At 66.1% G+C, this 11,236-nt stretch carries 9 protein-coding genes; 5 read left to right on the top strand and 4 right to left on the bottom strand.

The window, feature by feature from the left end:
- Positions 1-5: 5 nt before the first annotated feature.
- The 4 genes from KVT32_RS19755 to KVT32_RS19770 all read right to left on the bottom strand — a co-directional run bounded on the left by KVT32_RS19755 (position 6) and on the right by KVT32_RS19770 (position 4,224).
- On the bottom strand, positions 6-920 hold the full coding sequence (locus KVT32_RS19755) for an ABC transporter permease (protein WP_056321125.1): 915 nt from the start codon (positions 918-920) through the stop codon (positions 6-8).
- Positions 920-1,909 (bottom strand): ABC transporter permease, encoded by a 990-nt coding sequence (locus tag KVT32_RS19760; RefSeq protein ID WP_008158681.1) that lies wholly within the window; start codon positions 1,907-1,909, stop codon positions 920-922. Before KVT32_RS19760 ends, KVT32_RS19755 begins: the two co-directional genes overlap by 1 nt.
- A gap of 58 nt (positions 1,910-1,967) precedes the next feature.
- Positions 1,968-3,539: an ABC transporter substrate-binding protein gene (locus KVT32_RS19765; protein WP_062840337.1), complete on the bottom strand. Its 1,572-nt coding sequence runs from the start codon at positions 3,537-3,539 to the stop codon at positions 1,968-1,970.
- 187 nt (positions 3,540-3,726) lie between these two features.
- Complete coding sequence (locus KVT32_RS19770) at positions 3,727-4,224, bottom strand: MarR family winged helix-turn-helix transcriptional regulator (RefSeq protein WP_217618752.1); 498 nt, start codon at positions 4,222-4,224, stop codon at positions 3,727-3,729.
- A 367-nt stretch (positions 4,225-4,591) separates the two neighbouring features.
- Between KVT32_RS19770 and KVT32_RS19775 the strand changes: the two genes are divergently transcribed.
- The 5 genes from KVT32_RS19775 to KVT32_RS19795 are packed head-to-tail and all read left to right on the top strand — an operon-like array spanning position 4,592 to position 11,229.
- Positions 4,592-6,838, top strand: a complete 2,247-nt coding sequence (locus KVT32_RS19775) for an indolepyruvate ferredoxin oxidoreductase subunit alpha (RefSeq protein WP_217618753.1) — start codon at positions 4,592-4,594, stop codon at positions 6,836-6,838.
- A 13-nt stretch (positions 6,839-6,851) separates the two neighbouring features.
- Positions 6,852-8,396 carry an indolepyruvate oxidoreductase subunit beta family protein gene (locus KVT32_RS19780; protein WP_217618754.1) on the top strand — a complete coding sequence of 515 codons (1,545 nt, stop codon included), beginning with the start codon at positions 6,852-6,854 and terminating at the stop codon, positions 8,394-8,396.
- Positions 8,397-8,423: 27 nt separating this feature from the next.
- Positions 8,424-9,401 carry a 2Fe-2S iron-sulfur cluster-binding protein gene (locus KVT32_RS19785; protein WP_217618755.1) on the top strand — a complete coding sequence of 326 codons (978 nt, stop codon included), beginning with the start codon at positions 8,424-8,426 and terminating at the stop codon, positions 9,399-9,401.
- 20 nt (positions 9,402-9,421) lie between these two features.
- The gene (locus KVT32_RS19790) at positions 9,422-10,741 is read left to right on the top strand and encodes an aromatic ring-hydroxylating dioxygenase subunit alpha (RefSeq protein WP_217618756.1); all 1,320 of its coding nucleotides are present in this window, start codon (positions 9,422-9,424) and stop codon (positions 10,739-10,741) included.
- Positions 10,738-11,229 (top strand): aromatic-ring-hydroxylating dioxygenase subunit beta, encoded by a 492-nt coding sequence (locus KVT32_RS19795; RefSeq protein ID WP_217618757.1) that lies wholly within the window; start codon positions 10,738-10,740, stop codon positions 11,227-11,229. Before KVT32_RS19790 ends, KVT32_RS19795 begins: the two co-directional genes overlap by 4 nt.
- Positions 11,230-11,236: the final 7 nt, after the last annotated feature.

Here is an 11,236-nt window from a genome sequence, read left to right on the forward strand (position 1 = left end):
TTACCTCAGTTCAGTCGCGGATTGAGCGCATCGCGCAGCCAGTCACCCAGCAGGTTGACCGACAGCACCAGCAGCACCAGCGCCGCGCCCGGGAAAATGGTGATCCACCACTCTCCGGAAAACAGGAAATCGTTGCCGATCCGGATCAGCGTGCCCAGCGACGGCGCGGTCGGCGGCACCCCCACCCCCAGGAACGACAGCGTCGCCTCGGTGATGATGGCGGTGGCCAGGTGCACGGTGGCCAGCACCAGCACCGGACCCAGCACGTTGGGCAGCACGTGGCGGAACATGATGACGGGCGAGGCCACGCCGATCACGCGCGCGGCCTGCACGTACTCGCGGTTCTTTTCGACCAGCGTCGAACCGCGCACCGTGCGGGCGTACTGCGGCCAGCCGGCCAGCGCGATGGCGCCGATCAGCACCGGAAAGGCGATGATCTCGTGCATCTCGCGCGGCACCGCCGCCCGCGCCACGCCGTCGATCAGGAGCGCGATCAGGATGGCGGGGAACGAGAGCTGCACGTCGGCGACCCGCATGATGAAGGCGTCGATGCGGCCGCCGGCATAACCCGACACCAGCCCGAGCACGATGCCGATCAGCATGGACAGCAGCACCGAGGCCAGGCCGATCAGCAACGACACGCGCGTGCCGTACAGGATGGCCGAGTACAGGTCGCGGCCCTGGCTGTCGGTGCCCAGCAGGTACGTGGCCTGCCCGTTGGGTTCCCAGGCCGGCGGCAGCAACGCGTCCAGCAGCTCGACCTTGGTCAGGTCGAACGGATTGTGCGGCGCGACCCAGCCGGCCCCGAAGGAACCGATTAAGAGCGCCGCGAGCAACAGGGTGGCCACGATGGCCACGGGCGCCCGGCGCCAGGCCCAGGCAATGTCGCTGTCCCACCAGCGTTTGAGTACGGCGCGCATCAGTGAGCCCCCCCGCCGCGAGTCAGCCCGGAACGCAGCCGCGGGTCCACGACGAAATACAGAAGATCGACGATCAGGTTGATGACCACGAACACCAGCGCGATCAGGCACAGGTACGCGGCCATCACCGGCACGTCGGCGAATTGGACGGCCTGGATGAAGAGCAGGCCCATGCCCGGCCACTGGAACACGGTCTCGGTCACGATGGCGAAGGCGATGATGCCGCCCAGCTGCAGGCCGGTGATGGTGATGACGGGCACCATCGTGTTCTTGAGCGCGTGGCCGAAGTGGATGGCGCGGCGCTTCAGGCCCCGGGCGCGCGCGAACTTGATGTAGTCCGAGCGCAGGACCTCCAGCATTTCGGAGCGCACCAGCCGCAGCACCAGCGTCATCTGGAAGAGCGACAACGTGATGGACGGCAGGATGAGATGCTTCCAGCCCGTGGCGGTGAACAGGCCCGAGGTCCACCAGCCCAGGCTGACGGTATCGCCGCGCCCGTAGCTGGGCAGCCAGCCCAGTTGCACCGAGAACACCAGGATCAGCAGGATGCCGATCAGGAAGGTCGGCAGCGACACGCCCAGCAGCGACCCGGCCAGCAGCATCTGCGAGACCAGGCTGTTGCGCTTGAGCGCGGTGTACACGCCCAGCGGCACACCCACGACCAGCGCCAGCAAGGCAGCCACCATCGACAGCTCAAGCGTGGCGGGCAGGCGGGATTTCAGCAGGGTGGAAACGGGTTCGCTCTGGCGCAGGGAGATGCCGAAATTGCCCTGCACGGCATTGGCCACGAAATGGCCGAATTGAACGATGGCAGGCTCGTTCAGGCCCAGGCGTTCACGCAGTTCGATGCGCTCGGCATCGGTGGCGTCCTGTCCCAGCATGATGGTGACAGGGTCGCCGACGTATTGAAAAAGCACGAAGGCCAGTAGCGCGACGGTGAGCATCACCGCTACGGCCTGCAACAGGCGACGCAGTATGAAAGCGAACATAGGCGGAAAAAAGCAAGACGGCGGAACCGGGTAGGTCCCGCCGTCTGGTTAGCCTGGATCAGTCAACCTTGACCCAATCGGCAACGAGGCGGTTGTCGGCACGGTGGATGACCGTGACGTTCTTGCGCATGGCCCAGGGGATGACCTGGTCATGCAGCGGGATGTGCCCGAAGTCCTTGGCGTGCCCTTCCAGCACGGTGATGATGTCGGCGTCGCGCTTCTTGGGATCGGTCTCGGTCTTGATCCGGTCGATGATGACGTCCAGTTCCTTGTTGCTGTAGTTGCCCAGGTTGTACATGCCGTCCGCGCCCTCGCCCTTGGTGCGGATCAGGTTCTGCAGCGTGTACATGGCGTCGAACGTGGGCACGCCCCAGCCGAACAGGTAGGCGCTGGTGTCGAACGACTGCACCTTCGGGAAGTAGGTGGAACGCGGCATGGCATTCATGGTGGCCTTGACGCCGACCTTGGCCCACATGCCGACGACGGCCTGACAGATGGCTTCGTCGTTGATGTAGCGGTTGTTCGGGCAGTCCAGCGTGAAGTTCAGCGTGCCGTCGTAGCCGGCTTCCTTCAGCAGGGCGCGGGCCTTTTCGGGGTCATAGGGCACGCGCTTGTGCAGCGATTCGGCCCAGCCATGCACCTGCGGCGCGATCATCGTGCCGGTGGGCGCCGACAGGCCGCGCATCACGGCGCGCTTGATGGCGTCGACGTCGATGGCGCGGTACAGCGCTTCGCGCACGCGCACGTCCTGGAACGGGTTCTTGCCCTTGATGTTGGAATACTGCAGCTCCGGACGCTTCTGGTCCAGGCCCAGGTAGATGGTGCGGTATTCGTTGCCCTCGACAACCTTCTGCGACTGGCGCAGGCGGTCCAGGTCTTGCGCGGCCGGATCCAGCACGAAGTCGATCTCGCCGGACAACAGTGCTGCGGTGCGCGTGGCGTTCTGCTTGATCGGGGTGAACACGACTTCGGTCACGTTGCCGACCTTGCCGGCCTTGTTCCACCAGTCCTTGTTTTCCTCGAAGACCGTGCGCACGTCGACTTCGCGGCTCTTGAGCTTGTAGGGACCGGTGCCGTTGGTGTTGCGCGCGCCGTAGGTTTCTTCCTTGTTGACGAAGTCCTGCGGCTTGGCGATGTTGTTCTTTTCGGACCAGGCCTTGTTCATGATGAACACGTTGGTCAGCTGGCGCAGCAGCACGGGGTTGGGCGCCGAGGTTTCGATCTCGACCGTCAGGTCGTCGATCTTGCGCGCTTCCTTGATGCCGGTGGTGTAGGCCTTGTAGTTGGACGTGGGCGCCATGGCGCGGTGGATCGAGAACACCACGTCGTCGGCGGTGAACGCGGCGCCGTCATGGAACTTGACGTTGGGGCGCAGCTTGAAGCGATACAGCGTGGGCGACACCTGCTCCCATTCCGTGGCCAGTCGCGGCGACACCTTGAAGGACTTGTCGTAGTCGACCAGCGGCTCGTAGATGTAGCTGTTGGCGGCGATCGTCATGCCCTCGTTTTGCGAGTGCGGGTCGAACGTGAGGATGTCGCCCTGGGCGGCCCAGCGGAAGGTCTTGGCTTGCCCGATCGAGGGCACTGCCACGGCGGCGGCGATCGCGATAGCAATCAAAGTGCGGCGCATAGGTGTCAACTCCTGACAGTAGTCTGAATACCGGCGCGAGTGTGCCTAGCGGCGAGACCCGCGTCAATTCAGGGTTTGTGCGTACCGGAGGGGGTTTTCAGAGAGAGCGGGCAATCAGGGACGCATAAGCATGTAACGAAATAATCGGACCGAACGATGTTCGAGTGCGTGCTTGCAACGGAAGGCGTCATTCGTCGGTGTCGATGGGCAGCTCCAGCGGCACGTGCTCGGTCATCAGAACATCGAGCATTTCGATGAGCATCGCGGCCTTGGCTTCGCCGAAGGGCGCGAGCACCGCCTTTTGATGCTGCAAGGCCTGCTCGCACAGCCCGCCGATGAGGTTTGAGCCCTTGGCCGTGATGCAGACCCGCGTCTGACGGCGGTCTGCGCGTACGCCGGTGCGGGCCACCAGCCCGTCGGCCTCCATGCGCTGCACGACCTTGCTGAGCGTGGGCTGCTTGGTGATGGCCAGCACCGCCAGGCTGCCGATGGTTTCGCCGGCGCTGCCCTGAAGACTGGCCAGCACGCGCCATTCGGTCACGGACAACCCGGCGGCCTTGACCTGTTGATGGAATTCCGCCGAGATGCGCTGGCTGGCCTGCGCGAGCAGGTAGGCCAGGTAGCCGTCGACGAACCGCGGGCCCGCCGCTGCCGCGCGCGTGCCGCGTGGCTTATCTGCCTGCATGTTGGTTTGCTCCCACGCACCCATTTCGAAGGCCCGCCCCGTTGCCGAAAAGCGAATTGCACCACGACGGCGCAGCCGCGCGCCATGATGTACCGCAATGCTGTTGCGCAGCACAGGGTATACCCCAAATCGCAACCCGTTTTTGCACCATTGCAGCGCTCCAAAACCGTCAAAAAGCTAAAGGACAACCAGTATATACACCCTTGTTTTAGCGTGATATTTTTTGATTTCCATGAAATTTCATCTTTTTTATTGACAGCTAAAACGTTGACTCCTAAAGTATTTTTCAGGCGATGTTTTCGTGGCAGGACGATGCTGCACGGCAGCACGGATTAAGGACCCGCCCGGGTCCGCTCAAGGGATCCAGATGGCGGAAAGATCTTTCAAGAAAGAAGTCCAGCAGCTGCGCATCGGCGCGGGCGAGGAATTTCGCGGCGAAGGGATTCTTGCCGTCACGAAGGCGCTGCTTCAATCGGGCGTGGGCTACGTCGCTGGCTATCAGGGTTCGCCGATCTCGCATCTGATGGACGTGCTGGCCGACGCCAGCGACATCCTGCAGGAACTGGGCGTGCACTTCGAGGCCAGCGCCTCGGAAGCCACGGCCGCGGCCACGCTGGCGGCCTCCGTCATGTACCCCATCCGCGGCGCCGTCACCTGGAAATCCACGGTGGGCACCAACGTCGCGTCCGACGCGCTGGCCAACCTGGCCTCGGGCGGCGTCACGGGCGGCGCGCTGGTCATCGTGGGCGAAGACTATGGCGAAGGCTCGTCGATCATGCAGGAACGCTCGCACGCGTTCGCCATGAAGTCGCAGATCTGGCTGCTGGACCCGCGCCCGAATCTGGAAAGCATGGTCAAGGCAGTGGAAGACGGCTTTGCGCTGTCCGAAGCCAGCAAGACGCCCGTGATGCTGCAACTGCGCATCCGCGGCTGCCACGTGCACGGGCGCTTCATCGCCAAGGAAAACAAGCGCCCGGCCTTCAGCCTGGCCGAGGCGCTGGAAAGCCCGGCGCGCGACACCAGCCGCATCGTGCTGCCGCCGGCGTCGTTCCTGCACGAACAGGAAAAGATCAAGGAGCGCTGGCCCGCGGCCATCCGCTACATCAAGGAACACCAGCTCAACGAACACTTCGACGGCGAGCAGGACGATATCGGACTGATCCTGCAGGGCGGCCTGTACAACGGCGTGATCCGCGCGCTGCAATTGCTGGGCTTGGCCGACAACTTCGGCAACAGCCGCATCCCGTTGTATGTCATGAACGTGACCTACCCCCTCATCGAGGACGAGGTCATCGACTTCTGCCGGGGCAAGCGCGCCGTGCTGCTGCTGGAGGAAGGCCAGCCCGACTACATCGAGCAGAACCTGCACGCGGTGCTGCGCCGCGCGGGTGTGAGCACGCAGTTGTCCGGCAAGGACGTGCTGCCGATGGCAGGCGAATACACCACCCAGGTCATGCGCGACGGCCTGCGCGAGTTCCTCAAGCGCAACCGGCCGGAATCGCTGCAGACGCATCCGGCGGTGGCGGCGGATGGCCAGGCGCAAGCCCCGGCTGAACCGCAGGCGGAACCTGCCGCGATCTCGATCACCGAAATCTCGCGGCCCAAACCCGCGCGCCCCGCCGAGCAGCCCATCACCTTCCACAAGCACGTCGAAGGCCTGGCCGCCGTGGTGCCGCCGCGGCCCGCCGGCTTCTGTACGGGCTGTCCGGAGCGGCCGATCTTTTCCGCGCTGACGCTGGCGCAGGAAACGCTGGGCCAGCACCATATCTCGTGCGACATCGGCTGCCACCTGTTTTCCATCCTGCCGCCGTTCAACCTGGGCGCCACGACGATGGGCTACGGGCTGGGCGCCTCAAGCGCGGCCGCGTTCAACGTGCCGGCCGCCAAGCGGCCCATCTCCATCATGGGCGACGGCGGCTTCTGGCATAACGGGCTGGCGTCCGGCATCGGCAACGCGGTGTTCAACAAGTACGACGGCGTCATCGTCATCGTCGACAACTTCTACGCCTCGGCCACCGGCGGGCAGGACATCCTGTCCTCGCGCGCCGACAACCCCGACCGCTCGACCAACAATCCGATCGACCAGGCCGTGCGCGGCGTGGGCGTGAAGTGGGTGCGCACGCTGGACAGGACCTACGACGTCGCCAAGGTGCGCGCCACCATCGAAGAGGCGCTGACCACCGACATCAAGGGTCCCAAGGTCATCATCGCGCAGTCCGAATGCATGCTGAACAAGCAGCGGCGCGTGAAGCCGCTCTTCAACAAGGCGGTCAAGGAAGGCAAGCGCGTCGTGAAGGAACGCTTTGGCGTGGATCCGGATGTCTGCACGGGCGACCACGCCTGTATCCGGCTGTCCGGCTGCCCGTCGCTGACGGTCAAGGACAGCGGCGATCCCCTCAAGGAAGACCCGGTCGCGCACGTGGAAAGCAGCTGCGTGGGCTGCGGCAACTGTGGCGAGGTCGCGCATGCGGCCGTGCTCTGCCCGTCGTTCTACCGCGCCGACATCATCCACAACCCGACCAGCGCCGACCGCTTCGTGGCGCGCCTGCGCGGCGCGGTGATCGGCTTTCTGCAACGGCGCCGCGCGGCGCGCCTGGCGCACGACGCCCTTTGAGGAACCCAGCACCATGAACGCGGCGGCGATGCAACAAGGCAACCCCATCAAGATCGCCATCCTGGCCATGGGCGGCCAGGGCGGCGGCGTGCTGGCCGACTGGATCGTCGACATGGCCGAGCACGCGGGCTGGTGGGCGCAGACCACCTCGGTGCCGGGCGTGGCGCAGCGCACCGGCGCCACGATCTACTACCTGGAGCTGCTGCCCGAGGCCGACGTGCAGCGCGCCGGCCGCCAGCCGGCCCTGGCGCTGATGCCCACGCCGGGCGACGTGGACCTGGTGGTGGCCGCCGAACTGATGGAAGGCGGCCGCGCCATCCAGCGCGGTCTCGTGACGCCCGAACGCACGGTCCTGATCGCGTCGTCGCACCGCAGCTTTGCAGTCAGCGAAAAGTCCGCGCCCGGCAACGGGATCGCGGACCCGAACAAGGTGCTGGAAGCGGGACGCGCCGCCGCGCGCCGCTTCCTGTGCTTCGACCTGCAGGATCTGGCCGACCGCGCCGGCAGCGTCATCAGCGCCAGCCTCTTTGGCGCGGTGGCCGGCAGCGGCGCCCTGCCCTTTACACGCGACGACTTCGAGGCCACCGTGCGGCGCGCGGGCCTGGGCGTGGACGCGAGCCTGCGGGCGTTTGCGCTGGGCTTCGAGTCGGCCGACAAGGCGCCGGACGCGCCCGCCGCCATCGACCTCGCGCGTCCCGTTCCGCCCGTGCCCGAGCGCGCCGCCAGCCCGCGCGCGCAGGCCTTGCTGGACGCCATCCGGCGCGACTTTCCGGCCTGTGCGCAGCCCATGCTGACCGCGGGCGTGCGCCGACAGATCGAATTCCAGGACCTGGCCTACGCCGAAGACTACCTGCGCCGGATGAAGGCGATCCGCGACCTGGACGCGCAGCACGGCGGCGACGCCCGCCAATGGGCGCTGACCTGTGCCGCCGCGCGCTACGTGGCCACGGCCATGGCGTACGACGACGTGATCCGCGTGGCGGACCTGAAGACGCGCGGCGCGCGCTTTGACCGCGTGCGTTCGGAAGTCGGCGCGCGCCCCGGCCAGCTCGTGGACACCACCGAATTCATGCACCCTCGGCTGGAAGAAATCTGCGGCACCCTGCCGGCGCGGCTGGGCCGCTGGCTGGAGGGCTCCAAGGCCTTCGGCGGCTTCGTGGAGCGCCGGCTCGGCAAGGGCCGCCGCCTGCGCAGCGGCACGCTGGGCGGCTTCCTGATGCTGTACACGTTGGCCGGCATGCGGCGCTTCCGGCGCGGCACGCTGCGCCACCAGATCGAGACCGAATCGCTGGAAACGTGGCTGGCGCTGGTGGCCCGCCTGGCGCCGCGCGACTACGCGCTGGCGGTCGAAACCGTCAACTGCCGCCGCCTGGTCAAGGGCTACAGCGATACCCATGTGCGCGGCGGCGGCAAGTACCGGCAGCTCATCGCGGCGGCGGACCAGCTGGCCGGCCGTCCCGATGCCGCCGACGCGCTGCGCGCGCTGCGCGACACGGCGCTTGCCAACGTGAAGTGCGAGCCCATGGAACGCCAGATTGCGGAAAAACTGGCCGCCTGAGGCCGCCATCAGACAGAGACAGACATCGTGCAGACACTCAAACTGATCGTCCGGGAAGTCCGGCAGGAATCGCCGCTGATCCGCTCGTTCCGGCTGGCGCGCGAAGACGGCGGCGCGCTGCCCGCCTTCGGCCCCGGCGCGCACCTGAAGGTGACGATCCCCAGCCTGCGCGACCCGCGCTGCTATTCGCTGGTGCAGCTGGCGCCCGAGGCGGGACGCTTTGCCGAACCCGCCGAGTACCGCCTGGGCGTGCGGCTGGAAGAAACCAGCCAGGGCGGATCGCGCCACATGCACGCGCTGTCGGAGGGCGACGTGCTGACCGTGGAAGGCCCGAAGAACGACTTTCCGCTGCACGAATCGCCTGCCGGCGACGAGCCGGTCATTCTGATTGCGGGCGGCATCGGCATCACGCCGATTGCGTCCATGGCCGCCGCGCTCAAGTCCGCCGGCCGCGCGTTCCATCTGCATTACTGCGGCCGCAGCAAGGACCAGCTTGCCTTCCTGCCCGAGCTGCAGGCGCTGGCGGGCGGCGACCTGACGCTGCACGCCGACGACGATCCCGCGAGCCGGTTCGACCTGCAGGCGCTGCTGGCGTCGGCCACCCCGCGCCAGCACCTGTACGTCTGTGGTCCCAAGGGGCTGATCGACGCCGTCATCCAGGGCGCGCACGCACGCCACTGGCCCGACGCCCATATCCATTTCGAGCTTTTCGCGACGGCCGCGCCGCAGGCCGGCGACCAGGCCTTCGAGGTCGAACTGCGCCAGTCCGGCCGCGTGCTGACGATTCCCGCCGACAAGACCATCGTCGAGGTGATGGAAGAAGAAGGCTGCGACCCGATGGTCGACTGCAAGCGCGGCGAATGCGGCGTGTGCCAGGCCACCGTGCTGGAAGGCGAACCCGACCACCGCGATTACTACCTTTCCGACACCGAGAAGGCGAGCGGCAAGATCATCCAGATCTGCATCTCGCGCGCCAAGTCCGCGCGCCTGGTGCTGGACCTGTAGTCCCCGACAAGGAAGCGACCATGGGCAAATACCGCGACAATCCCGACGCCATCCGCGCGCTGCTCCGCGACACCGAGGTGCACAAGGACCTTTTCATCGACCAGGAACTGTTCGACCTGGAGATGGAACGCCTGTACGCCAACACCTGGGTCTATGTCGGCCATGACAGCCAGGTGCCCAACCCGGGCGACTACATCACCACCACCGTCGGCAACCAGCCCGTGGTGATGGTCCGCCACAGCGACAAAAGCGTGCGCGTGCTGCACAACCGCTGCCCGCACAAGGGCACCATGGTCGCGGGCGACGCCTGCGGCAACACGGGCAAGTTCTTTCGCTGCCCTTATCACGCCTGGACGTTCAAGACGGACGGCAGCCTGCTGTCGATCCCGCTGAAAAAAGGCTACGAGAACACCGGCCTGGAAAACTGCGAAGCCAGCCAGGGCATGGCGGCCGTGAAAAACGTGCGCAACCATCGCGGCTTCGTCTTCTGCCGCCTGAACCCCGAGGGCCAGTCGTTCGAGGAATTCTTCGGCGATTCGCTTTCGACGCTGGACAACATGGTCGACCGCTCGCCCGAAGGCCGCCTTGAGGTCGCCGGCGGCGTGCTGCGCTACATGCACCGCTGCAACTGGAAGATGCTGGTCGACAACCAGACCGACACCTGCCATCCGATGGTCGCGCACGAATCCTCGGCGGGCACGGCGGTGAAGGTCTGGGAACAGGCGCCCGAAGGCACGCCCAAGCCGATGGCGGTCGAGCTGTTCGCGCCGTTCATCTCGCCCTACGAGTTCTTCGAGAACATGGGCATCCGCGTCTGGGAAAACGGACACGGGCACACCGGGGTTTCCGACTCCATCCACGCCTCGTATTCGGGCGTCCCGGGCTATTGGGACTCGATGGTGCAGGCCTACGGCGAAGACCGCGCCAAGGCGATCCTGGGCGACGTGCGCCACAACACGGTGTACTTCCCCAACATCATGGTCAAGGGGCCGATCCAGACGCTGCGGATCTTCAAGCCGATCGCCGCCGACCGCACGCTGGTGGAGTCCTGGACATTCCGCCTGGTAGGCGCGCCGGACCTGCTGCTTGAACGCACGCTCATGTACAACCGGCTCATCAACGCGCCGACGTCCGTGGTGGGCCACGACGACCTGGAAATGTACGAACGCGCCCAGGACGGCCTGCACTCGCGCGCACGCGACTGGGTCAACGTGGGACGGCTTTACGCGCCGGGCGAAGCGGACCAGAAGAACGTCGTCACCAATGGCACCAACGAATGGCAGATGCGCAACCAGTACCGCGCATGGGGCCGCTACATGACCGGATCGGAGTCGGTATGAGCGCAAGCGACCGCGAGTTGATCGATTTTGTCTACACCGAGGCGCGCATGCTGGACGAGCTGCGCTTCGAGGAATGGCTGAACCTGTACACGGACGACGGCTATTACTGGATGCCGCTGGCGCACGGCCAGACCGATGCCAAGCTGCACGCCTCGCTGATGTACGAGGACAAGCTGCTGCTGCGCGTGCGCGTCGAGCGGCTGGCGGGCCAGCGCACGTTCTCGCAGCAGCCCAAGAGTCGCAGCCATCACCTGCTGCAGGCCCCCACGGTCGAGCATGACCATCCCGAATCGGCGCCTGCCGAAGGGCGGCACGTGGTGCGCACCGCCTTCCATTACGTCGAAACGCGGCAGGACACGCAGACCCTCTTTGCGGGCTGGGCCACGCATCACCTGGTGGAGCAGGACGGCGCGCTGCGCATCCGCCTGAAACGCGTGGACCTCGTCAACTGCGACGCGGCCTTCGGCAACATCCAACTGTTCATGTAGGAGCGGA

The organism is Achromobacter sp. GbtcB20 (assembly GCF_019091095.1).
Classification (GTDB): Bacteria; Pseudomonadota; Gammaproteobacteria; order Burkholderiales; family Burkholderiaceae_B; genus Achromobacter; species Achromobacter mucicolens.